16 protein-coding genes and 1 pseudogene are annotated in these 26,858 nt (G+C 35.8%); 1 reads left to right on the top strand and 16 read right to left on the bottom strand.

Translation table 11 applies throughout. The annotated features are described in order from the left end of the window. The 12 genes and pseudogenes from RB619_RS08030 to RB619_RS07975 form a co-directional block, all read right to left on the bottom strand. Positions 1–4,977: pseudogene (locus RB619_RS08030) on the bottom strand (hypothetical protein); the annotation flags it as partial. Positions 4,978–5,993: 1,016 nt separating this feature from the next. Then, the gene (queG, locus tag RB619_RS08025) at positions 5,994–6,920 is read right to left on the bottom strand and encodes a tRNA epoxyqueuosine(34) reductase QueG (RefSeq protein WP_308096160.1); all 927 of its coding nucleotides are present in this window, start codon (positions 6,918–6,920) and stop codon (positions 5,994–5,996) included. Continuing rightward, on the bottom strand, positions 6,917–8,263 hold the full coding sequence (locus tag RB619_RS08020; protein WP_308096158.1) for a cytochrome P450: 1,347 nt from the start codon (positions 8,261–8,263) through the stop codon (positions 6,917–6,919). Before RB619_RS08020 ends, queG begins: the two co-directional genes overlap by 4 nt. Positions 8,264–8,273: 10 nt before the next feature. Further along, positions 8,274–9,296, bottom strand: coding sequence for a Holliday junction branch migration DNA helicase RuvB (gene ruvB / locus RB619_RS08015; RefSeq protein WP_144339625.1), 1,023 nt, complete (start codon positions 9,294–9,296; stop codon positions 8,274–8,276). Between the two features lie 112 nt (positions 9,297–9,408). Beyond that, positions 9,409–11,211, bottom strand: coding sequence for a cbb3-type cytochrome c oxidase subunit I (locus RB619_RS08010; protein WP_308096155.1), 1,803 nt, complete (start codon positions 11,209–11,211; stop codon positions 9,409–9,411). A gap of 30 nt (positions 11,212–11,241) precedes the next feature. Further along, positions 11,242–12,438 (bottom strand): cytochrome c oxidase subunit II, encoded by a 1,197-nt coding sequence (locus RB619_RS08005; protein WP_308096153.1) that lies wholly within the window; start codon positions 12,436–12,438, stop codon positions 11,242–11,244. A gap of 19 nt (positions 12,439–12,457) precedes the next feature. Next, positions 12,458–13,852 (bottom strand): quinol:cytochrome C oxidoreductase, encoded by a 1,395-nt coding sequence (locus RB619_RS08000; protein WP_308096152.1) that lies wholly within the window; start codon positions 13,850–13,852, stop codon positions 12,458–12,460. A gap of 27 nt (positions 13,853–13,879) precedes the next feature. Continuing rightward, on the bottom strand, positions 13,880–14,425 hold the full coding sequence (locus tag RB619_RS07995; protein ID WP_026728590.1) for a cytochrome c: 546 nt from the start codon (positions 14,423–14,425) through the stop codon (positions 13,880–13,882). An 8-nt stretch (positions 14,426–14,433) separates the two neighbouring features. After that, positions 14,434–14,958, bottom strand: coding sequence for a DUF3341 domain-containing protein (locus RB619_RS07990; RefSeq protein WP_025572651.1), 525 nt, complete (start codon positions 14,956–14,958; stop codon positions 14,434–14,436). After that, on the bottom strand, positions 14,951–16,354 hold the full coding sequence (gene nrfD, locus RB619_RS07985) for an NrfD/PsrC family molybdoenzyme membrane anchor subunit (protein ID WP_008466839.1): 1,404 nt from the start codon (positions 16,352–16,354) through the stop codon (positions 14,951–14,953). Before nrfD ends, RB619_RS07990 begins: the two co-directional genes overlap by 8 nt. Before the next feature lie 33 nt (positions 16,355–16,387). Then, positions 16,388–19,441, bottom strand: coding sequence for a TAT-variant-translocated molybdopterin oxidoreductase (locus tag RB619_RS07980; RefSeq protein ID WP_308096146.1), 3,054 nt, complete (start codon positions 19,439–19,441; stop codon positions 16,388–16,390). A 32-nt stretch (positions 19,442–19,473) separates the two neighbouring features. Continuing rightward, entirely contained in the window at positions 19,474–20,805 is a 1,332-nt protein-coding gene (locus tag RB619_RS07975; RefSeq protein WP_308096144.1) for a c-type cytochrome, read from the bottom strand. A gap of 219 nt (positions 20,806–21,024) precedes the next feature. Here RB619_RS07975 and RB619_RS07970 point away from each other — a divergent pair, with 219 nt between their 5' ends. Beyond that, positions 21,025–21,414, top strand: coding sequence for an SPOR domain-containing protein (locus tag RB619_RS07970; protein WP_308096142.1), 390 nt, complete (start codon positions 21,025–21,027; stop codon positions 21,412–21,414). A gap of 99 nt (positions 21,415–21,513) precedes the next feature. Here RB619_RS07970 and RB619_RS07965 read toward each other — a convergent pair whose 3' ends face one another. From RB619_RS07965 to rimP, 4 genes are all read right to left on the bottom strand, one after another. Further along, a complete protein-coding gene (locus RB619_RS07965) occupies positions 21,514–22,023 on the bottom strand; it encodes a DUF4920 domain-containing protein (protein WP_308096141.1) in 510 nt (169 codons plus the stop codon). A gap of 143 nt (positions 22,024–22,166) precedes the next feature. Beyond that, positions 22,167–25,046 (bottom strand): translation initiation factor IF-2, encoded by a 2,880-nt coding sequence (infB, locus tag RB619_RS07960; RefSeq protein ID WP_308096139.1) that lies wholly within the window; start codon positions 25,044–25,046, stop codon positions 22,167–22,169. A 59-nt stretch (positions 25,047–25,105) separates the two neighbouring features. Further along, positions 25,106–26,359, bottom strand: coding sequence for a transcription termination factor NusA (gene nusA / locus RB619_RS07955; RefSeq protein ID WP_133526433.1), 1,254 nt, complete (start codon positions 26,357–26,359; stop codon positions 25,106–25,108). A 13-nt stretch (positions 26,360–26,372) separates the two neighbouring features. Further along, positions 26,373–26,837, bottom strand: a complete 465-nt coding sequence (gene rimP, locus RB619_RS07950) for a ribosome assembly cofactor RimP (protein WP_308096136.1) — start codon at positions 26,835–26,837, stop codon at positions 26,373–26,375. Positions 26,838–26,858 lie beyond the last annotated feature (21 nt).

Here is a 26,858-nt window from a genome sequence, read left to right as displayed (position 1 = left end):
AGCGCTTGTACACCCGTTTACGGTCTGGGTAACGGTATAAGTTGCCGGAGCTGAAACCGTAATGGATGAAGTTGTCTCTCCAGTGCTCCACAATAAAGATCCTGTTGCAGTGGTCGATAATGTCGATGTCCCGTCGCAGTTGTCCGCAACACTTACACTCGGTGCCGACGGCGCCGTTTTAGGTGCGGCCGTTCCAGATCCTGAAGTGCTTGTACACCCGTTTACGGTCTGGGTAACGGTATAAGTTGCCGGGGTTGAAACCGTAATGGATGAAGTTGTCTCTCCAGTGCTCCACAATAAAGATCCTGTTGCAGTGGTCGATAGTGTCGATGTCCCGTCGCAGTTGTCCGCAACACTTACACTCGGTGCCGAAGGCGCCGTTTTAGGTGCGGCCGTTCCGGATCCTGAAGCGCTTGTACACCCGTTTACGGTCTGGGTAACGGTATAAGTTGCCGGGGTTGAAACTGTAATGGACGAAGCTGTCTCTCCAGTGCTCCACAATAAAGATCCTGTTGCAGTTGTCGATAATGTCGATGTGCCGTTGCAGTTGTCCGCAACACTTACAATCGGAGCCGAAGGCGCCGTTCTAGGTGCGGCCGTTCCAGATCCTGAAGCGCTTGTACACCCGTTTACCGTCTGGGTAACGGTATAAGTTGCCGGGGTTGAAACCGTAATGGATGAAGTTGTCTCTCCAGTGCTCCACAATAAAGATCCTGTTGCAGTGGTCGATAATGTCGATGTCCCGTCGCAGTTGTCCGCAACACTTACACTCGGTGCCGACGGCGCCGTTCTAGGTGCGGCCGTTCCAGATCCTGAAGTGCTTGTACACCCGTTTACGGTCTGGGTAACGGTATAAGTTGCCGGGGTTGAAACCGTAATGGATGAAGTTGTCTCTCCAGTGCTCCACAATAAAGATCCTGTTGCAGTGGTTGATAATGTCGATGTGCCGTCGCAGTTGTCCGCAACACTTACAATCGGTGCCGACGGCGCCGTTTTAGGTGCGGCCGTTCCAGATCCTGAAGTGCTTGTACACCCGTTTACGGTCTGGGTAACGGTATAAGTTGCCGGAGCTGAAACCGTAATGGATGAAGTTGTCTCTCCAGTGCTCCACAATAAAGATCCTGTTGCAGTGGTTGATAATGTCGATGTGCCGTCGCAGTTGTCCGAGACGATTACCGATGGCGCAGAAGGAATAGTATTCACAGTTACATTAACAGCTGTTGAAGAAGCACTAAAACAACCAGAAGCATTTGAAACTTGAACACTATAATTTCCAGAATTTGAAACTGTAATAGATTGAGTTGTTGCTCCATTCGACCACAAATAACCTATTCCGCTAGTTGAAGTCAAAACAACACTTCCACCTGTACAGAATGTTGTTGCACTCCCTGCAGAAATACTTGGCGTAACAGGTGTAGGATTTACTGTTACCGCAACCAAAATTCTTCCACTTTCACAATTATTAAGTGTTTGACTTACATAATAATTTGCTGATGTTAAAGTTTCCGTTCCATTATAAAGTGTCCCGCCTGAACTGGCGCTATACCATTTTTTTGTTGCCCCTGACATTAAAGTAACCGCAAGATCATTAACTGTTTTAGCATCACCTGCGCAAAATGTTTGAGAATTAGCAGTTGGAGTCACAGTATTGTAAACTGTCACTGCGACAGCTGTCCTCGCACTTTCACAACTATTTGACGTCTGAGTTACATAATAAGTTCCAGTAGTCAGAGTCTCGGTTCCACTGTATAGTGTTCCGCCTGTACTGGCACTATACCATTTTATACCTGTTCCTGTTGGAACTAGATTACTGACTTTTTTAGCATCTGGCAAACAGAATGATTGAGCTGAGGCAGTTGGCGCTGCTGTATTATTTACTGTAACAGCGACCGCAGTTCTTGCGCTCTCACCACAACTATTTGTCTGACTTACATAATAATTTCCAGAAGAAAGGGTTTCTGTTCCGTCATAAAGTGTTCCGCCTGAACTTGCACTATACCATTTTAAATTGCTTCCAGTTGCAACTAAATTATTTACAGTTTTTGGATCTGTACCGCAAAATGTCTGAGATGAAGCTGTTGGCGCAGATGGAATATCATTTATCGTTACTGGTACCAAAGTTCTTGCGCTTTCGGTACAACTGCCTGCCGTCTGGCTTACGTAATAATTCCCAGTAACTAAAGTCTCAGTTCCTGCATATTGTGTTCCTCCCGATGCTGCATTATACCATTTTAAACCACTTCCTGTAGCTATTAAATTATTTATTATTTTATTCTCAGCTGCACAAAATGATTGAGCTGAAGCCACCGGTGCTGAAGAAGAACTTATTGTTACCTGAACTGATCTTCTGTCGCTTTCGCAACCATTTGCCCCTGTTTGGCCCACATAATAAGTCCCTGCTGTTAAAGGGGTGTTGGCTGCATATTGTGTTCCATTAGTTTGCGCATTGTACCATTTTATATTGGCACCTGACGGTACTAAATCACTCACTTTTTTGTTTTCAGAAGCGCAAAACGATTGATTAGATGCTGTTGGAGTAGCCGGTTTAAGGGTAACTGTAATTGAATTGGAACTTTCACTAATACATCCTGAACTGCTGACAATTCTAAGAGAATAAACTCCATCAGCATTAATTGCAATACTTCGGCTAGTTGCCCCTGTTGACCATAAATAAGTGCTTCCTCCATATGAGCTCGCATTACCATCTGATCTCAAAGTAATATTTCCAGCTGTACTGCCGCAAGATGCGGTTCCAGCACTAACACTAATTACTGGAGTAGTTGGTTTTGAATTTACAGTAACCACAACTGATTTTACTATTGAACATCCTGCCGCCGAAACTGCTTTTATATAATAAGTACCTGCCGTTGCAGCTGTTGGAGTTGAATAAACTGTAGTTGCAGCTGCATTTGTAAAATATGTAAAAGTCAAATCACTAGAACTTCCAGCAGTAACCGCCGTAGCTGTTAAATCACCCGTTGCAGGTGAACAAACTACTATAGGGTTAGTTACAAGTGTGGGAATAGGATTTGGATTTACTGCAGCACTCGCCGAGTTGTTTGCCGTATTTGTGTCTATAGAAGCTGGCAATGATGCCGTATTTGTATAATTCCCAGATGCTTTTACTGTCGCAGTAATTTTTAATGTAACCGATGTTTGAGCATCTACATCACCAATACTCCAAGTACCAGTAGATGAATCATAAACTCCAAGAGAAGGTGTTGAACTAACATAAGTGTAACCTGAAGGAAGCAAATCATTAACAGAAACTCCCGAAACATTATTTCCTCCTAAATTGCTGACCCTAACAGTAAATTCTACATTAGAACCTATACATGGCGTTGCATTATCAACTGTCTTTGTAATTCCTAAATCTGTACATAAGGTAACCGTAACTGGCTTTGATTGCGTTTGAGCTCCACAAGCCAAAGTAGAAGATACCGTGTAATTACCCGTTTTAGTAGCCGTATAAGTAGATGAATTTGCACCACTAATTGCGGTTCCATTAAAATACCATTGATATGGATCAAAAGTTGGCGGAGTTGTAAGTTCCGCAGTATTGTTGGTACATCCACCACCTGAAATATAGGTTAAACTTGGTTCGTCAGGCTGCGCGGCAAAATTGGAGAAAAATCCTGCCATCGAAAACCCTCCTCCTTGCTGCACAATTGATACTGTCATTTTAGTGTCACATAAAATCGACAAAACATCCGGACTTCCAATTTGAGTATCTTCAAAATTTATAATATACCACCCGGTACTTCCTAATTGATGGCGGGCAGCAATACCACTTCTCGTTTCAATATTAGTCCCATTAACCATTACAGGATCATCTTTACTTCTCAATAGAATGTATCCAAAATAAGGCAATGTACCCGTTCCATAATTTCTAAATTTTGCCGTTTCTATGAAATTAGATCCCCCACATTCAGACACTGGAGCAATTGTCGATATATCAACTTCGCAAGATTGAGCAGTTCCTGAATAGACTACAACTCTCTTGTCAGCAGAAACACGTGATGCTGAAAATGGTGTATTTAACGAACCATTATTAAAAGTATGAAAACTTCCTGCTGTCGCCAATGTAACAGTTGTAGTTCCTACCACAGCACCTGCAGTGGAATAGGTATCGATTACTAAGTGTGTATCGTCTTTTGTTGCAACAACTGTTGTTTGTTCTGCTGTATTATTTCCTTTACCTCTTTCAATAAAGTATTCTGTTCCTAAAACTGCTTCAGGTGGAATTTGATTATAGGCACTATCACCACAACCATCTGGTGTATCAATACCAGCAGCAGTGTTCATTACTGTTGGACTAGAAGACTCTACTAGAACTCCTATGTTTGCCTTGAATAAATAACTTTGACCTGCGTTTAAAGTAGTAGCAACAACATTATTAATTTTCACTGTGGTATTGTCAGCCGTAGCCATAATACTATATATCGGTCTCTGATCACCATAACTATTAAAATTCCCCAAAGAGCCATCTCTGTAATAACCAACTCTAAATCGAACTCCAAGTCCTGCATCACCAAAACTAGTCAATGCCGCATTACCTTTCAGATATCTATCATTATTTTCTCCTGACTGTTCATCAGAAGCCACATTTCTCAAGTTTACAGATGTAAGCCCTGCACTTTCAACAATTAATCCTGCACCTGAAATCACTGTATTTAGCGCATGCATGGGAAGATCTCTAGCCAAAAGCTGAAATCTATAAATTGCTGGTGCTCCTTTTACTGCACTCAACGTTGTTTCTAAAACACCATTACTTCTGTACAATTTAATACTAACTGGTGTTTCTGATCTTGTCGCAATTACAATTTCATTTGATTTACTAAAATACTGCCAAGGTGCTGGTGCAATGTAATGTTTCGTATAAAATTGAGCCGAAGCATTGTAGCTAATCAGTAATAAAAATGCAATAAAAAAGGTTAGCCTAGAAAATCTAGACTGATTAGAAGTAGAGTTACGCATACGCAAGTGAGATTTGAGAGCAAATATTGCCAGCTGAAAAAACTACCATAGTTTTCAGCATATTGGACAAATACGAAAAAATGAAGGGATTGGATCTCGAAAGAAAAATAAAATCTCTTTTCAGATTTTTATTAAAATCAAAATTCATTTGAACCTTTTTAGGTCCAAGACATAAAAATTGTCTCATAGGTTATTTTGGTAGTTTTGGTGTCGCGAAAGTATATAAACACCTCATAATTAGCTACATTAGTCGACAAACTACCTATAAAAACGTTGAATAACATCTTTTTTCAACAAAATTCAATTCCGAAATTCATCAAAACTGACTATTTCACAACAAAACAGAAGAATTTTCCTAATTTATTAGCGATAACTCATAATTATCAAATATTTAAGAGAAAAACATCAAAATATCTTACAAAACAAACAATATTATCCATCTCAAAACTTCTTTAACACTTGTTTGCTTTTTTCTGCTCTCTAAATCACATTGATTTTAATTTTTGCAAATCTATTGTTGCCATAAATTTTTCATCCTTTAGTTGTTTTTCAAAGTAAAAAAAAGCACTGATAATTTTTAAAAATATAGTCATTACGAGTGCAACAAAAAAACAAATATATTGACTACCAATACTTTAAATATAGAACAAATTGAATGATTAATCTATAAAGATGTTTTTAAATAATTTGAAATTCTATTTTATCAGTAGAAAACCATATTAATCTCAAATTTAATTAAATACGCTAAAGGCAATAATTAACTTGACATTAATAGCCGCAAAAAATTGAATTTAAAAATTCACTATGAAACAAATGATAAACTAGAATGTCATTTATCGATAATAATTATCGACAAACGGCTTTTGATGTATTTTATTTCTTATACAGAACAGAAAGACACACGTATCAAACTAAAGCATAGCTTCTTACAAAAAATGTGTCTTATCTGAGTGAAAATTTATGAATGAAAAAAGGAAAATAATTGTCCGAAAATTTTAAATTATTTATGAAGTAACTTATTCTAAAAAAGAAATATTTCGCTTTAGTCCCTCAAACTTAGTTCTTTTTATGGGAGAATTTCTAAAAACTGTTCGGAAGGTTTCCTCTGTAATTTCGGTCCAATCTTTTTTGGAAAAAGAAAGCAAATCAGGATTGGGATTAAATAAAGGTTCTGAGTGGGGCTTTGAAAAACGATTCCATGGACAAACATCTTGGCAAGTATCACATCCAAACATCCATTCATCGAATTTCCCTTTCATATCATACGGAAGATTTTCCTTTAATTCGATTGTGTAATAAGATATGCATTTACTACCATCAACTACATAAGGCGCTACGATTGCCTGCGTAGGACAAGCATCAATGCAAGCAGTACAAGAGCCACAATGATCTGTAACTTTGTAATCATATTCTAAATCGAGATCCAAGATAAGTTCTGCAATAAAATAAAAAGAACCTACTTTTTGAGTTATTAGATTACTGTTTTTCCCAATCCAGCCCAAACCGCTTTTTGCTGCCCAAGCTTTATCTAAAACTGGTGCAGAGTCAACAAATGCACGGCCTGAAACTTCACCAATATTCTCTTGAATAGAATGAAGTAATTCTTTTAGTTTTTCTTTAATAACAAAATGATAATCCTGACCATAGGCGTACTTTGATATTTTAAAACTATCATCATTCTGAGATTCCGAAGGAAAATAATTAAGAAGAAGAGAAACCACACTTTTAGCATCATCAACTAGCAAAGTTGGATCTAAACGCTTGTCAAAATGATTTTCCATATAAGCCATTTGGCCGTTATGGTTATTATGCAGCCATTTTTCAAGACGAGGTGCCTCCTCTTCCAGAAAACCAGCTTTTGATATTCCACAAGAAAGAAATCCAAGCCTTTTAGCTTCTTCTTTTATAAACTTTGAATATGTTTCTTTCGAATTGATACTCATCTTTTAGATAGTGAAATTTCAACATTAACTGGTTTCAAAGTTACCAACGGATTAAACTCGACACTAGTTGTATTTGATACTATAACATAACGTTTGACAATTTGAGAGATCGCCAAGCACATTTCATAAATCGCAAAACCAGCTCCAATGCACATACGAGGTCCAGCACCAAAAGGATAAAAATATTGCATTGACTGTTTCTTCTTTTCACCAAGAAATCGCTCTGGAACAAATTTATCTGGATCTTGCCAATATTTTGGATTTCGATGCAATTCATAAAACGAAATCCCAATCAAAGTTCCTTTTTTAATTTTAAAGTCACCAACCGTATCGTCTTCAACATTTTGTCGATCTGTAATCCAGGCTGGCGGATATAAACGCATTGATTCATTCAAAACCGCATTAATATAAGGCATCTTTTGAAGTTGCTCAATCACATTATCTGTTTGCGATTCTACTTCAGCAATCTCATCAAAAACCTTTTGTTGAACATCAGGATTACTCCCAAGAAAATGAAGCGTAAAAGTCAATGCATTTGCCGTCGTTTCATGACCCGCAATAAACAAAATTTTAATTTCATCTATTAGTTGCTGCATTGCCATAGACTCCCCAGTATCTTCATACCGAGTTTCCATCAACATATTAAGCAGGTCATTGAAATCTTCATTTGAACTACTTCTTTCCTCAATAATTTCCTTAATAATCCTATTATTTTCTTCAGCTAATTTCAAATGCTTTTTTACCTGGCCACTTAAGGAAAACCATAAAGCTTTATGAGGAAGTCTAATTTCTTTAACTAGAAATTTTTGAACTTCTTCTATTATAAACTTAATTCTATTAAGCTTTTCTCCCGAAATTGAAAATTCAAATAATGATTTTGCTACAACATTAAATGCTAATTGACTCATCGCCGGGAAAGCATTAAAGGTCGTATTCTCTTCTAAAGAATCAATTTCAGAAATGATAGTCTTATTCATATTATCCACCAGCATATTCATTTTTTGCTTATGAAATGCGGGCTGAATAAGTCTTCGTTGTTTTAACCAAAAATCACCATCGCTTGTTAAAAGTCCTTTTCCTAAATATTTAGAAAGATATACAGACTGAAACTTTGACTTATGATAATTCTTTTGATTTTTAACTAAAATATATTGCGCAATTTCATTATCTCTAGACAAAATTAAGTGTTTAGAAAATCCGATTTTTAAAGAAAAGGAATCGCCAAGTTTATCAAAATATCTTTTATGAAAAGGTATTGGATTTCTACGAACACCTTCAGCATCAAGAAAAAATCTAAATATTGGCAGCTTATTAGGATAATTATATTTTTTGTCTGAAGACATAAAAGTGGATTTAAAACAAACCTCCTTGAATATTAGTGTTTATTTTACCAAGATGTTTATACGCCTTATCAGTAACTTCACGACCACGCGGAGTTCTCATAATAAACCCTTCTTGAATTAAAAATGGCTCATAAACTTCTTCAATAGTTTCACTGCTTTCAGAAACTGCAGTTGCCAAAGTTGAAAGTCCAACCGGACCACCTTTGAATTTATTGATAATAGTTAATAAAATTTTATTGTCCATTTCATCTAATCCATTTGCATCAACATTTAAAGCTTTTAATGCATATTTAGAAATTTCCAAATCAATTCTTCCGTTACCTTTTATCTGAGCAAAATCACGCACTCTTCGCAATAATGCATTTGCAATACGAGGAGTTCCACGGCTGCGACCAGCAATTTCAATTGCCGCTTCAAGATCAATAGGCATTTTTAAAATAGAAGCACTTCTTTCAACAATTGTCGTTAAAAGTTCAGTAGTATAATATTGTAGACGAGATGAAATTCCAAAACGAGCTCTCATCGGAGCAGTCAATAATCCCGAGCGCGTAGTAGCACCAATCAATGTAAACGGGTTCAAATTGATTTGCACTGTTCTCGCATTAGGACCAGATTCGATCATAATATCGATTTTGAAATCCTCCATTGCCGAATATAAATATTCCTCAACAACAGGACTTAATCTATGAATCTCATCAATGAATAAAACATCCCTTTCATCTAAATTAGTCAATAATCCAGCTAAATCACCAGGCTTGTCTAATACAGGTCCTGAAGTTATTTTAATTCCAACTTGAAGTTCATTAGCCAAGATATTAGCCAATGTGGTTTTACCAAGTCCCGGAGGTCCATGAAAAAGAGCATGATCAAGTGCTTCTCCACGTTGATTCGCAGCAGCAACAAAAACTTTTAAATTTTCTAAAACTTGATCTTGTCCGGCAAAATCATCAAATGACAGCGGACGCAATCTTTTTTCAAGATCTAATTCTTCTGGGTTATATCCTTTTGTGGTAGGATCTAGGTTTTCATTCATCCTACAAAGATATAGAAACTAATTAGTTTGTAAAACAGTAAAACTGAACGTTTAAAATTTTAACTAAACAAAAAAAAAAGACTATCATTTCTGATAGTCTTTTCTAATATTTCTAATGGTGTAAAACTTCTTCACCTTCTTTCATTGGTACATTTTGAGGAACAAAATCTACATCATGATTTGGGTTACTATAGTCATACGGCCAACGATATACATGAGGAATTTCACCTGGCCAGTTTCCATGAATATGTTCAACTGGTGTAGTCCACTCTAAAGTTGTAGATTTCCATGGATTCTGAACTGCTTTTTTACCGTAGAAAATACTGCTAAAGAAGTTGTATAAGAATACTAATTGGAAAGCACCTCCTACAAGAGCAAATGTTGTAATTAAAACATTCACATTTTGTAAATCATCAAATAATGGGAAGTTTGTGTTTGTATAATAACGTCTTGGTAAACCAGCTAATCCAATAAAATGCATTGGGAAGAATACTCCATAAGCACAAACAGCAGTTACCCAAAAGTGAATATAACCTAAGTTTTTATTCAACATTCTTCCGTACATTTTAGGGAACCAGTGGTAAATACCAGCAAACATTCCATAAAGTGCAGAGATACCCATTACTAAGTGAAAGTGAGCAATTACGAAGTAAGTATCGTGAACGTTAATATCTAAAGTACTATCTCCTAAAATGATCCCTGTTAAACCTCCAGTGATGAAAGTAGAAACCATTCCGATAGAGAATAACATTGCAGGGTTGAATTGTAAATTACCTTTCCATAAAGTTGTAATCCAGTTGAACGCTTTTACAGCAGATGGAATTGCAATCAATAAAGTTGTAAAAGTAAACACAGATCCTAAGAAAGGATTCATCCCAGAAATAAACATGTGGTGACCCCAAACAATAGTCGATAAGAATGCAATTGCAAGAACTGACATAATCATCGCTCTGTATCCGAATATTGGTTTACGAGAGTTCGTAGCCATAATTTCAGAAACAAGCCCCATTGCCGGCAAGATTACGATGTAAACTTCAGGGTGACCTAAGAACCAGAATAAGTGCTCAAACAATACTGGAGAACCTCCTTGGTAGTGTAAAACCTCTCCCGCAATATAGATATCAGATAAGAAGAATGAAGTACCAAAACTTCTATCGAAAATCAATAATAAAGCTGCAGATAATAATACTGGGAATGAAATAACACCAATAATAGCTGTTACGAAAAATGTCCAGATTGTAAGAGGAAGTCTAGTCATAGACATTCCTTTAGTTCTTAAATTAATAACAGTTACAATGTAGTTTAATGATCCCATTAAAGAAGATGCAATAAAGATCGCCATTGAAACTAACCATAAAGTCATACCAGTTCCTGATCCAGGGATCGCTTGTGGCAACGCACTTAATGGAGGATAAATTGTCCAACCTGCAGAAGCTGGTCCAGCTTCAACAAATAAAGAACATAACATTACTACAGCAGATAAAAAGAACAACCAGTATGAAATCATATTCATAAATCCAGAAGCCATATCTCTTGCTCCAATTTGAAGCGGAATAAGTAAGTTACTAAAAGTTCCACTCAATCCAGCTGTCAGTACAAAGAATACCATGATGGTACCGTGAATTGTAACCAAAGCAAGATAAATATCATTTGCCATCACACCATCAGGTGCAAATTTGTCTCCTAATAAAACATTAAAGATTTTGAAAGACTCTTCTGGCCATGCCAATTGCATTCTGAAAAGCAAAGACATAGCGATACCAATAATCCCCATGATAATACCCGTGATCAAGTATTGCTTAGCGATCATTTTGTGATCAATACTAAAGATATATTTAGTAATGAATGTGTCTTTATGATGATGTTCGTGCTCGTGATCGTGTCCGTGATCGTGACCGTGCGCTTCTGCTGACATATATGTGTACTTTAAATTTTCTTAATAATATTACTTAATCGCAACTTTAGCTACAGTTGCTTTTACAGTGTCAATAACCGCTTTAACAGTATCAATTACTTTTGCAGTTGTATCTGTTGTTGGTGCAGTTGCTTCTGCTGCTTTTGCCTTTTCTGCTTCTGCTGCTGCTTTAATATCCTGTGCTAAAGTAGTTTTTTCGCTTAACCATTTTTTATAATCTTCAGGCGTATCAACCACAACTTTCATTTGCATGTTATAGTGAGAAGCTCCACAAATTTTATTACACAATAATAAATAATCAAATGTGTAAGGATCTAAAGCTGTACCACCTTTAGCAACTAACTGAGTACTTTTTTCAGCTCTAAGTTTATTGATATTAGCAACTTTTTCAACCATAAAAGGCAACTCTCTATATTCAGCTGTAGTATAAGTAGGAACAAAAGCAAATTCTGTAACCATTCCAGGTACACAGTTCATTTGTGCTCTAAAATGAGGCATATAAGCTGAGTGAAGAACATCTTGAGAACGCATTTTGAAATGTACTTTCTTACCTTTTGGTATATGCAATTCAGTAACTACAATATCATCTTGAGCATTAGGATCAGACATATCAACACCTAAAGTATTAACACCTTCAATCAAACGAACGTTTGCTTTTCCTAAAACATTATCTTGACCAGCATATCTTGCTGTCCATTTAAATTGCTGTGCATATAATTCAATTTCAACTACATCTTCATCCTTATCAACAAACATAATATTGTTCCAAGCATATAATCCGTAAAGAATTAAACAAGCTAAAACAACAGATGGAATGATACTCCAAATTGCTTCAAGTTTATTACTATCTGCAAAAAACAAAGCTTTTCTATCTTTATGTCCTCTGTTTTTGAAAGAAAACCAATATAATAAACCTTGAGTAATAACTTGAACAGTAAAAATTAAAACCCAAGTAATATTCATTAAGTTATCTACTAAAAGTCCGTGCTCAGAAGCAGGAGTATGAAGTGCTAAATTACCCCATTTCAGTAAACCGTAAATCGTAAATATATAAATGAAAGCTAAAAAGCCAAACATAATATATCCCTGAACATTATTATCATTATCTGATGCAACCTGCGAATCGTCCGAAGATGAACCTACCTGAGTAAGGTCAAATATCTTCGTCAATTGCCATAATGCAACTGCTAATAAAACTACAACTATAATTACCAACAAACTTGTCATCTGTTTACTTCTTTAAATATTAATAATGAAAATGTTTACTTTCTTCAATGAAAGGATTTCTTTTTGCTAACAAAGGAGCTTTAGTTAATGCAGTAAATACAACAAAAATAAATAAACCTAAGAAGAAAAGAATAGATGCAATTTCAGAAACACCAATAAACCATTTGTCTCCAACTGTACCAGGCATAATCATATTAAAGAAATCAACATAGTGACCTAATAAAATAACAGTACCTGCCATTACAATTACCCAATTTAGACGTTTGAAATCTGTATTGATTAATATTAACAATGGGAAAACAAAGTTCATAACCACAGCACCAAAGAATGGTAAGTTATATAATTGAATTCTTGTTACAAAGTAAGTTACCTCCTCTGGAATGTTAGCATACCAGATTAACATGAATTGAGAGAACCATAAATAAGTCCAGAAAACACTGATACCAAACATGAATTTAGCTAAATCGTGAATATGGCTTGTGTTTACATACTCTAAATATCCTTTAGATTTCAAATAAATTGTTACCAATGCAATACTTGTAATACCACTTACAAAGAAAGAAGCAAACACATACCATCCAAACAATGTACTAAACCAGTGTGGATCAAATGACATAATCCAATCCCAAGACATAATTGATTCTGATACAATAAAGAATACTAAAAATCCAGCAGACATTTTGAAATTCTTTTTGTAGTAAAGATCATCATTAGCTTCATCTTGAGCTAAACAATTTTTTCTAGAATAAATTCTATAAAGGTTCCATCCTAATAAAAATACAAATGCTCTAGCAATCCAAAAAGGGAAATTTAAATAACCAGATTTTCCAGCAATAATTGCGTCATAATTAGCACTAGTTGGGTCAGTAACACCTTCTCCAAGCCAAACGAAAATATGATTAAAATGCAATCCGCATAAAACTAATATTATAAAGAAAATTATTGAACCAGCTGGTAAATAAGCAGTAATACCCTGCATTACTCTAAACAAAACTGGAGACCAGCCTGCCTGAGCCACTTGTTGGATAGCATAAAATGCTAAAACCCCCATAGAAAGCAGTAAAAAGAAAATACAAGCTACATATAATGCAGACCAAGGTTTGTTTTGCAATTGGTGCAATACGTGGTTTAAATGTTCTGTGTGCTCATCAGCAGCAACAACTTTTTCGTGCTCGCCACCTTTGTGCTCTTCGTGTGAAGCTTCAGCAGCTTCATGATGACCCGCTTCTTTATGTGACGCCTCTGCAGACTCCCCATGCGCAGTACCATGAGCTCCATGAGCATCTGCTGCTAGTATTTTTTCAACTTCTTGAATATCTTTAGGTGCACTTAAAAAACCATACCCAATTCCTAATAGTCCAAGAACCATTAAGATGATAGAAAAAGTTTTTAATTTACTTGAAAATGTATACATATCTATTACGATCAGTTTGTTCAACAATTATAATTGGCTTTTTAGTTTTAGAACATAGTCAGCAACTAACCAACGTTCGTGGGCGCTTAATTGATTTGCGTGTGAACCCATTGCATTTAAACCATAAGTCTCAACGTGGAAGATACTTCCTTCAGTAATTACCCTGTCTTTATAACTAGGTACCCCAAGAAATTTTTCTCTTTCAACCAATTTACCTTTACCGTTACCAGTTGCACCATGGCAACTAATACAATAAATTTCGAAAAGCTCTTTTCCTTTTCCAGAATTTCTATCTGCTTCAGTCAACGGTGATTTTAAATTAGCTTTTGCCAATTCATAACCCGCAGTCGAATTTTCATACTCATAAGGTTCAAAACCTCTATTAATAGTTCCTTCAACAGGAAGCTGACCTTCTTTTCCACCCTTAAATACTTTAGCTTCTGCGTAAGGCTCATAACCTACAGACTCATACATATTTGGGAAATACTGATAGTTTGGTGCCGAATTATTGTGGCAAGAAGAAACTAAAATAGTTATACCAACTAAAAGTGTTATTTTATATATCCTTTTCATAGCTACAATTAATTCTTTTCAATTACTTTAACTTCAACAGCTCCTGTACCTTCGAAGAAAGAAACTAATTCAGCTTCGTTATCGTTGACAGCAACTTCCATTAAAAAATGGTCATCTGTTGTTCTTACATCAGGATTTTCAGCTTGCTTAAATGGCCATAATCTACTTCTCATATAAAAAGTAATTACCATTAAGTGTGCAGCAAAAAATACAGTCATCTCAAACATAATTGGCACAAAAGATGGCATATTTTGAATGAAACTAAAACTTGGTTTTCCACCAATGTCCTGTGGCCAGTCATGAATCATAATATAACTCATCATTGTTGTTGCAACAGAAATACCAACACATCCATATAGGAAAGCACAAATTGCTAATCTTGTTGGTGCTAAGCCCATGGCTTTATCCAATCCGTGAACTGGGAATGGAGTAAAAACCTCTTCAATATGATGATGAGCAGCTCTGGTTTTCTTTACTGCATCCATCAAAATATCATCGTCATTATAAATGGCGTATATTACTTTATTACTCATGATGTGAATCTTTACTATTTGCTCTTTCTCTAATGTAATTATCTCCTGTTCCTTTCAAAATCGTTTTTACCTCTGCCTGAGCAATTACAGGGAATGTTCTAGAGTATAATAAAAACAATACGAAGAAGAAACCAATTGTTCCAATGAAAATTCCAATATCAACAAATGTTGGTGAGAACATTGTCCAAGAAGATGGAAGGTAATCTCTATGTAAAGAAGTAACAATGATTACGAATCTTTCAAACCACATTCCGATGTTTACAACGATCGAAATAATAAATGAAAACATGATACTTGTTCTTAATTTTTTAAACCACATAAACTGTGGAGAGAAAACGTTACAAGTCATCATTGACCAATATGCCCACCAGTAAGGTCCAGTAGCTCTGTTTAAGAAAGCATATTGCTCATACTCTACACCTGAATACCAAGCTACGAATAACTCAGTGATGTAAGCCACACCAACGATCGAACCAGTAATCATGATAATGATATTCATTAATTCGATATGTTGTAAAGTGATATACGCCTCAAGGTTAGAAACTTTTCTCATAACGATCAACAATGTGTTTACCATCGCAAATCCTGAGAAAACTGCTCCTGCTACGAAGTATGGAGGGAAAATTGTTGTATGCCATCCTGGAATTACAGAAGTAGCAAAGTCCATAGATACAATCGTGTGTACAGAAAGTACAAGAGGAGTAGCCAAACCAGCTAATACTAAAGATACTTCTTCAAAACGTTGCCAATCTTTAGCTCTACCGCTCCATCCAAAACTTAAGATAGAATAAACTCTTTTATTAAATGGAGTTATAGCTCTATCACGAAGCATTGCAAAATCAGGTAATAAACCAGTCCACCAGAAAACCAATGAAACTGAAAGATAAGTTGAAATAGCAAATACGTCCCATAATAATGGTGAGTTAAAGTTTACCCATAAAGAACCAAATTGATTTGGAATAGGTAAAACCCAGTATGCTAACCATGGACGTCCCATGTGAATAATTGGAAATAAACCTGCTTGAACTACTGAGAAGATAGTCATTGCTTCTGCAGAACGGTTAATAGCCATTCTCCAACGTTGACGGAAAAGTAATAGTACTGCTGAAATCAAAGTTCCGGCGTGACCAATACCAACCCACCAAACGAAGTTAGTAATATCCCAAGCCCAACCAACTGTTTTATTTAATCCCCATGTTCCAATACCGGTAGATACGGTGTAAATTATACAACCTAACCCCCAAAGGAAGGCTATTAATGCGATTGAAAATACAATCCACCATTGTTTATTTGCAGGTCCTTCAACAGGCGCTGCCACATCTACAGTTACATCGTGATAAGATTTATCACCAATAACTAAAGGTTTTCTAATGGGTGCTTCGTAGTGAGACGACATAATCCTTTATATTGTTTCTTATTAATAATTTTACTAAGTATTTCTAACTTTAACGTGGTATACCACATTAGGTTTTGTTCCTACATGCTCCAATAAGTGGTATGATCTTTCATCAGCAGCTAATTTTGCCACTTTACTTTCAGCGTCATTTACATCACCAAATATCATCGCTCCAGAAGAACAAGCACTTGAACAAGCAGTTTGGAATTCACCATCAGCAACTGGGCGACCTTCGTTTTTAGCTTTCAATTTAGTAGCTTGTGTCATTTGAATACACATAGAACATTTTTCCATTACTCCACGAGAACGAACGTTTACGTCTGGGTTTAATACCATACGACCTAAATCATCATTCATGTGATAATCGAATTCACTGTTTTTGTTATACAAGAACCAGTTAAAACGACGAACTTTATATGGACAGTTGTTAGCACAGTAACGAGTACCAACACATCTGTTGTACGCCATGTGGTTTTGACCTTCACGTCCGTGAGAAGTCGCAGCAACTGGACATACTGTTTCACAAGGTGCGTGATTACAGTGCTGACACATTACTGGTTGGAATGCTACTTGTGGATTCTCTCCAGCTTTCTCCATTTCATTGAATGTCGACAATGAACTAGATAAACCAGCAATTCCTTCTTTTCTTTTGTTATCACCTTCAAAAGTGCTTTCAGAAGAATAATATCTATCAATACGCAACCAGTGCATATCACGGCTTCTTCTAACTTCAGCTTTACCAACTACAGGTACATTATTCTCAGCGTGACATGCAATAACACATGCTCCACATCCAGTACAAGCATTTAAATCAATAGAAAGATTAAAATGATGACCAGTTGTACGATCGAATGATTCCCATAAGTCAACAGTTGTAGCTTCAACTTCTTGGTGATCTAAAGATACCATTGGTTTTTCATTCCAATGTTCAGCATCTTTAGTATTAAATATTTCAAGAGTAGTTTCTTTAATGATATCTCCTCTACCCATTAATGTTTTTTGTCCCTGAACACAAGCAAACTCGTGAACACCATTAGCTTTAGCCAAAGATATAGACTGAACATTATTGAAGTTTTTATATAAAGAGTATGCATTTAAACCTACTTGCATCTCTTCTTTTAAAGCCGCTTTACGACCATATCCAACTGCAAATCCAATTGTCCCAACAGCTTGTCCTGGCTGAACAATAACTGGAACATTCTCGATTTTCACACCATCAGCAGTTGTGATTGTAGCATAACTACCGTTCAAACCACCATTAGCAACAATCTCGTTTGATAAATCGTACTTTTTAGCATCTGCATTTGAAACAGTAATGTAGTTATCCCAAGAAACTCTTGTGATTGGATCCGGGAACTCTTGCAACCAAGGATTGTTTGCATGTTGACCATCACCCATACCCGTTTTAGTATACAATACTAATTCAAGACCTCCAGCAGATTTTGATTTAGAAAGCGCACTTGCTGCACCAGCCGAATCAAAAGCTCCACCAGATAATGCAGCTGAACCAGTTACCAAAACACCATCGTGCAATACTTTATTCCAAGAAGAACCAGTAACAAAACTAGAAGCATTAGCTTTAAGGTAATCGTAAAAAGTTCCACCAACACCATTTAAAGACAATAAAACATCTTGAAATTGTTTTGTATTAAAGATTGGACGAATTGTAGGTTGTGTTAAACTATAAGTTCCTTTTGTAATTACAACATCTCCCCAAGATTCTAAGTAATGAGGCGCTGGAGCAGCGATTGTAACAACAGAAGCAGTTTCATCTTCTTTTAAAGAAAAAGCAACAGAAGTTTTTACTTTTTTCAACCCAGATACAAAAGAAGCTGAATCAGCTAAAGTGTAAACAGGATTGATTCCACTCATTATTAAAGTATGAACACTTCCAGCATTCATATCTTTTAACAATTGAGCAACAACCGCATTAGAACCTTTTCTAATTTGTCTAGTACCAACAGTACTAAAAGCTTCACTTGCTAATTTTTGGTTGATTGCCAAAACTAACAACTGAGCATTTTTATCTTCAATTCCAGATACTAAAACTCCTTTTGAACCAGCTGCACTTAATTGCTGAGCAGCTTTTACAACTTCAGCTTTAAAAGCGCCATCCAAAGAAACAGGAATAGAAGCACCTACAATTATATTATATATTTGAACTAATGCTTGCTTTTGATCAGCAGTAGTCATCGGAACACGCTTATCAGCAGCCGCTCCAGATAAAGTCATATTTGATTCAAACTGAAAATGACGAGACATTTTTCCATTTTGAGGAATACGTCCTTTTGCATATCCAGAATCATATCCGCCACCTTGCCAGTCTCCTAAGAAATCAGCACCAACAGATACAATTAATGAAGCTTTTGAAAAATCATAGTCAACTAATGCTCTTTCTCCATAAGCTGTTTCAAATGCATCTAAAGCTTCAGAAGAAGAAACCGCATCATAAACAACATGCTTAGCATTAGGGTTTTTAGCAATAAACTCACCTATCAATTTCTCAGTAGATGGACTTGCCAAAGTATTTGTTAGCAATACAACTTGTCCTCCTTTTGCTTTAGCATCAGCAAGACTTGCTTTAATTTTTAAATCAACAGCAGACCAACTGCTATTTTTTCCTTCCAATTTAGGCTCTTTCAAACGAGTACTATCGTATAATCCTAAGATCGATGCGTGAATTCTTGCGTTAGCTGCAAATTTAGCACCTTCGATAGTATTGTTTTCAACTTTAATTGGACGACCCTCACGAGTTTTTACCAAAAGATTTGCAAAATCAAAACCATCAAAAACGGTAGTTGCATAATAATCTGCAACACCAGGAATGATTTGCTCTGGTTGTAAAACATAAGGGATAGACTTGTGCACAGGACCCTCACAAGCAGCAAGTGTAACAGCAGCTGTACTAAATCCTACGTACTTTAAAAAGTCACGACGTGAAGTTCCAGATGAAGCTAAAGCCTCAGCATTTCCTAAGAATTCATCAGTAGGAATTTCTTCAACAAATTCGTTATTTCTAAGCGCCTCAACAATAGAACCATTCTCTAGTTCTTCAACACTTTTCCAGTATTTTTTGTTTGATGACATTGTATATAAATATTAAAATCTTAATAATTCGATTAATAGTGGCATTTACCGCATTCTAAACCTCCCATTTGCGCTGCAGTTAATTTCTCTACACCGTATTTTTTAGAAAGTTCAGCATGAATTTTATCATAGTAAGCATTTCCTTCCATCTTAACATCAGTTTTTCTATGGCAATCAATACACCATCCCATTGTTAATTTAGAATATTGCTTCATGATTTCAAATTCTTGTACCGGACCATGACAAGTCTGACACTCAATTCCTGCAACAGAAACGTGTTGCGAGTGATTGAAATATACAAAATCAGGAAGATTATGAATACGAACCCATTTTACAGGTTGTGTTTTTCCAGTATAAGCCTGTTTAGTTTTATCCCAACCAACAGCATCATATAATTTTTGAATTTGAGCATCGTAGAACGCTTTGCTGTATTCAGCAGTAGCAGTAGTTTCAGCAACTTCAGAAATGTTTTTATGACAGTTCATACAAACATTCAAAGAAGGAATACCTGCAGTTTTACTTACACGAGCAGCAGAGTGACAATATTTACAATTGATCTCGTTATCTCCAGCGTGAATTTTGTGAGAATAGTGAATTGGCTGAATTGGCTCATAATTTTGATCAACACCTACCTGCATTAAATATCCGTACACAAAATAACCACTAGCTAATAACAAGAAGATAGAAGTAACAAGTACTAAGAATTGATTTTTAGCGAAAGCTTTCCAGATAGGAGTTCTTCCTTCTTTAGGAGCAACCTCAATTCCATTATTGCTAGCAACTTTAGTTAAAACTTTGTTCACCATGAACAACATTACAACCAAAATAGCCATTACAAGAGCAAGAGCTCCTAAAATAACATTATTAGAAATAGCACCACTTTCTACAGCAGTACCCGGAGGCGTAGCAGCCCCTCCAGCCGGAACAGCAGCTTCAACTTTTTTCTCAGAAGTATAAGCAATAATATTATCGATATCACCCTCAGATAATTGAGGAAAAGCAGTCATTACCGCTTTGTTGTTTTCTTCAAAAAGTTTAACAGCAGCAGCATCTCCTGATTTAATCATATCAGAACTGTTGTGCACCCACTTGTAAATCCAAGCCATATCATGCTTTTCAGCAACTCCTCTTAATGCAGGACCTGTTGATTTAGCATCTAATTTGTGACATGCAGCGCAATTTGCATTAAATAGTTCTTTCCCTTTTGCTGGATCACCACCCGCAGTTGCTGCAGGAGCAGCAGCTTCAGGCGCCGCAGGAGCAGCAGCATCTTGAGCAAATGAAGTTAGGGAGAAAATCAGCGTTAGCGATAAGCTAAGGAGCAATTTTCTTGAGATCGAATTATGGTTACCCACCTTTTTCATATAGTATAATAATTATCTACTAATTTTTTGGTATGATTTTTACTGTAACAAATCTGTAAAAACAAATACCCTCTTTTAAAACTTGCACAAAAATACGACTTATGAACTATTCTCAAAACCTTAAAATAGTCTTAAATATCAATTTATATCAATTCTAAATAATATTAAAATTTTCCACTCAAACTTTAAATACTATTTTTGCATAAAAACCATCACATTATGAGAATTTTAACCCCTTCAAAAAGAGTTTTCTTAACACTGACACTATTCACTTTAGCATATAACATTCATGCTCAGGATCAAAATTTAACAGTAAATCAAGACCCAAAATTTGAGCAGTTATTGAATGAGAAACGCAAAATTAACACATCAATAAGTACAAACGACACATACCGAATTCAAATTTTTAGCGGAAAAAGCGAAGAAGCAAAGAAAACGTTATCGGATTTTAAAAGAGAATACAGCAATATTGACGGAACAATCATTTTCAACACTCCAAATTACAAAGTAATAGTTGGGAATTTTAAAACCAGAATTGAAGCAGAACGAAATTTAGCCGATATAAAAAACAGGTATAAAAGTGTCTTTTTACTTAAACCTGGCAAATAAATACGATAGCTAAACACAATAAAAAAAGCGAGATTTTAATCTCGCTTTTTTTATTGCATTATATATAAAATGCATCCATTCAGAAATGCAAACTTAGAGTTAGTTTACCACCTTAATTCCACTCGCTAGAAATCGAATTTCTTCTTTTGGAGAAGTAATAGCATTTATTTCCGTTTGTGATTTTTTAGCATCTTTAGCATAATGCTTCAACTCATCAACAGAAGTGATTTTTTTCTCAGCATTACCTTCTAAAACAACATTTTTTCCTTTAAGAGCTGTTGGCACAAAAAAGGCATAATCTTTCATTTTTACAAAAAAAGAAGAGCCGTTTTCCGTCTTAATAGTCACCCAGCATCCCTTTTTTTCACAAACATCAGTCACCTCTCCTTTTACCGCAATATTTTCAACTTTCTTCTGATCTTTAAATTTATCTTCTAAATTTTTAACCGAGATTGCTTTTTCAACCGCAACGCCAGAAACGTCAGCACCGTAATAATCCCCAACCACAGCATTTCCCACTGGTGGAGCACTTTTTTCTACATCTTCCTGAGCAAAAGAGAAAGCAGAAATGCAAATTGAAAGAACAGCTGTATATAGTAATTGTTTCATAATTAAATAATTTTATTCAAAAATAATAAATTTTAAACAAATAAAGCACTGCCAAAAAACATACTTCTGCCCTACCTACAAGATCAAAAAAAAAAAAAAAAGCCTCAATTTTCATTAAGGCTTTTAAATATATTAATTGAAAATTATTTCAATTTCTTTTTGATTGCAACTTCGTGGTACGCTTCAATAACATCTCTTTCTTCAATGTCATTAAACCCTTTAATCTGAATACCACAATCGTATCCTTTAGTTACTTCTTTAACATCATCTTTGAATCGTTTTAAAGCAACAAGTTCACCTGTATGAACAACAACTCCTTCCCTAATAACTCTAATTTTAGAAGTTCTTAAAATCTTACCATCTGTTACCATACAACCTGCGATTGAACCAACTTTAGAAATTTTGAAAATCTCACGAATTTCAGCAGTACCTAAAACTTCTTCTTTCATTTCAGGAGCCAACATTCCTTCCATCGCATCTTTTAAGTCGTCGATCGCCGCATAAATAATAGAATAGTAACGGATATCGATTTCTTCTTTATCTGCAAGTTGTCTCGCATTTCCAGCAGGACGAACATTAAATCCGATAATAATCGCATCTGATGCAGAAGCTAAGTTAACGTCAGTTTCGGTAATCGCACCAACACCTTTATGGATAATATTAATTTGAACTTCTTCTGTAGAAAGTTTAGAGAACGAATCTGATAATGCTTCAACAGATCCATCAACGTCTCCTTTAAGGATTACGTTCAATTCTTTAAACTGACCAAGAGCAATACGACGTCCAATTTCATCAAGCGTAATATGTCTTTGAGTACGTACGGATTGTTCACGCATTAATTGAGAACGTTTAGATGCAATTTGTTTTGCTTCTTTTTCATCTTCAAAAACATTGAACTTATCACCCGCTGTAGCAGCTCCATCTAAACCTAAAACAGATACTGGAGTTGAAGGTCCTGCTGTTAAAACAGTATGCCCTCTTTCATCATGCATCGCTTTAATCTTACCATGATGCTTTCCAGCCAACATATAGTCTCCAATTTTCAAAGTACCTTGTTGTACTAAAATTGTAGATACATATCCTTTTCCTTTATCCAAGAAAGCCTCAACAACAGTTCCTTGAGCCGCTTTATTTGGATTTGCTTTTAAATCCAAGATTTCAGCTTCTAATAAAACTTTCTCTAATAATTCTTTTACACCTGTTCCAACTTTTGCAGAAATATCATGTGACTGAATTTTTCCACCCCAATCTTCAACAAGTAAATTCATACCAGCCAAACGCTCTTTGATTTTCTCAACGTTAGCATTTGGTTTATCAATCTTATTGATTGCAAATATAATTGGCACTCCCGCAGCTTGTGCGTGAGAAATTGCCTCTTTTGTTTGTGGCATGATATCATCATCCGCCGCTACTACGATAATAGCAATATCAGTAACTTGAGCTCCACGTGCACGCATCGCGGTAAACGCCTCGTGACCTGGTGTATCTAAGAAAGCAATTTTTTGTCCATTATCCAACGTTACTCCATAAGCTCCAATGTGCTGTGTAATACCTCCAGACTCACCAGCGATAACATTTTCTTTACGAATATAATCCAGTAAAGATGTTTTACCGTGGTCAACGTGACCCATTACAGTAACAATTGGCGCTCTAACTACTAGATCTTCTTCTTTATCTTCAACTACCGCAATAGCTTCTTCGATATCAACAGTAATAAACTCAACTTCGTAACCAAACTCATCAGCAACGATAGTCAATGTTTCAGCATCTAAACGCTGGTTCATTGTAACCATGATTCCAAGAGACATACAAGTTCCAATAACTTTAGTAATTGGCACATCCATCATAATAGCAATTTCACCTACTGTAACGAATTCCGTAACTTTAATAGTTTTGCTTCCTTCGTCAAGTGCTCTTTGCTCATCATCAGATTTCTGACGGTGTGTTTCTCTTTTATCTCTTCTATATTTCGCCGCTTTAGATTTTCCTCCCTTACCTTGAAGTTTTTCAAGAGTTTCTCTAATTTGGTTTTTTACTTCTTCTTCTGTTGGCTCTACTTTTGCAACAATAGCAGGACGGTTTCCTTTTACAAAACCAGGTCTTTGACTTCTGTTAGCATTAAAACCTCCGCCTCCAGTATTTGGAGTAATTTTATTAGGATTTGGTGTTCCTGGCGCATTCCCTGTTGCAGGTTTTGGCGCACCCGGTGCACCTGGCTTAGGAGCAATTCTTTTACGCTTGTTTTTATTAGCGTTATTATTGTTTCCAGCCCCTGGAGCTCCAGGTTTATTTGGAGTAATTTTTGGATCTTCTTTTTTCTTTTTAGGCTTGTTAAATTGAGATAAATCAATTGTTTGTCCTGTAAGAGTAGTTCCAGATAATTTTTGATATTGAGTAGTGATTGTTTCCTCTGCGGTTGCAGGATCTGTCGAAACAATAGGTTCCTGAGCCGTTTTAGAACTCTCACTTTTCACTTCTTTTTTCTCAGTAATAATAGGTTTTTCGACCTTTTTCTCTTCAGAAACTACAGGAACCACTGGCTCTGGCTGTACAATTTCTTTTTCAACAGGTTTTTCTGGCTGAGCAGGAGTAACAACTGCTTTTGGTTCACTAGTTTTAACCGGTTCCTCAACAGGAGCAGAAACTGCAGGTTTCTTTGGGTTCAAATCAATTTTACCTACTTGAACAGGTCCGCTTACAACAGCTCTCGCTTTAATGATTTCTTGTTGCTTTTGGCGTTCCTCATCTTGTCTGCGTTTGTCTTCAATTTCTTTCTCACGCTCAACACGCAATGCTTCTTTTTCTTTTCTTTTCTCTTCCCCTACCTCTTTAGAAGCTTCCTTATTCCCCTTATCGCCCGCAAATTGGCTTTGCAGAATATTAAACTCACTATCAGAAATTTTAGCGTTTGGATTTGCATCAATGGCAATTCCTTTATCTTTTAGATAATCAACAGCTCTTTCTAACGAGATATTTAATTCCCTTAAAACCTTGTTTATTCTTATTACTCTCTCTTCAGACATATAACCTTTTTATTATTACCTTTTTCGTTGTGTTGTTAGAGCAGATATTCAGCTATTTTCTAGCTATCAAACTCTTCTTTTAGTATTTTCATAACGTCTAGAATTGTTTCCTCTTCTAAATCCGTTCTTCTTACTAAATCTTCTACTTCTTGTTTTAAGATACTTTTTGCAGTATCTAAACCTATTTTAGCAAATTCTTCGATAACCCATTCTTCGATTTCATCTGAAAACTCTGTTAATTCAACATCATCTTCATCAGCAACTGTACCAGCAACATCGCCTTCACGAATAACGTCAAGCTCGTAACCTGTTAATTGACCAGCTAATTTAATATTATGCCCGCCTCTACCAATTGCTTTAGAAACCTCTTCTAATTTCAAGAAAACTTCAGCTCTTTTATTTTCTTCATCAATTTTGATTGAAGAAACTTTTGCAGGACTTAAAGCTCTTGTAATAAACAGCTGAATATTGTTTGTATAATTGATTACGTCGATATTTTCGTTTCCTAACTCACGAACAATTCCGTGAATACGAGAACCTTTCATACCAACACAAGCTCCAACTGGGTCAATTCTATCATCATAAGAATCCACCGCCACTTTTGCTTTTTCACCAGGAATACGAACTACATTTTTAACTGTAATTAATCCGTCGAAAACTTCAGGAATTTCTTGTTCAAATAATTTTTCTAAAAACTTCTCAGAAGTTCTAGACATAATAATTTGAGGTTTATTTCCTTTTAATTCAACGCTTTCAATGATACCGCGAACATTATCTCCTTTACGGAAAAAGTCAGACGGAATTTGTTTTTCTTTTGGAAGCACAATTTCGTTTCCTTCGTCATCAACTAAGATAACTACTCTAGGACGTACGTGGTGCACCTCTGCAGTATAAATATCACCGATAATATCTTTAAATTGCTTGTAAAGATTTGTATTATCGTGTTCGTGAATTTTAGATATTAAGTTTTGACGCAAAGCCAAAATAGCTCTTCTTCCTAAATCGATCAATTTTACTTCTTCAGAAACCTCTTCACCAATTTCAAAATCCGCTTCAATCATTCTTGCTTCAGTCAAAGTAATTTCTTCGTTTTCAAAATCTAGATCTTCATCAGCAACGATTACTCTTCTTCTCCAGATCTCCATATCACCTTTATCAGGATTTATAATGATATCGAAGTTTTCATCAGAACCGTATTTTTTCTTTAATGCATTTCTAAACACGTCCTCTAAAATTGCCATAAGCGTTACACGATCAATAAGTTTATTATCTTTAAACTCTGAGAATGAATCGATTAATGCTAAATTTTCCATGCGAATTCTTTAATTAAAATGTTACTGTAACAATTGCCTCTTTAATTTCTGTATAAGGTATTTGTTGCTCTTTTTGAACTGTTTCTTTTCCTTTTCCTACTTTTTTTGGTTCTCTTGCTTTCCAAGACAAAATTATAAAAACATCGTTAGCTTCTACCAACTCTGCTTCAATTTTTTCAGTATTTGTAGTAACAATCAGCGTTCTACCAATATTTTTCTTGTATTGTCTTATCATTTTTAAGGGAGATCCTACTCCAACAGATGCTACTTCAAGCGAAAAATCCTGCTCTTCACGATCCAGATTATTCTCGATTGCACGACTAATATCAATACAATCCTGTAGCGCCACTCCATTATCTCCGTCTAAACCTACACTAATTTTGAAAGAATCTGAAACTGACAAATCAATCAAAAAGATTGATGGCTTTTCCAGAAGAGCCTCTTCAATTAATCCGTTTACTTTTTCTTTGAATGTCATAATTTTATAAAAAGAGGGGAC

The organism is Flavobacterium sp. LHD-80, assembly GCF_030929605.1.
Taxonomy (GTDB): domain Bacteria; phylum Bacteroidota; class Bacteroidia; order Flavobacteriales; family Flavobacteriaceae; genus Flavobacterium.
This window is presented reverse-complemented; position numbering and strand designations above follow the sequence as displayed.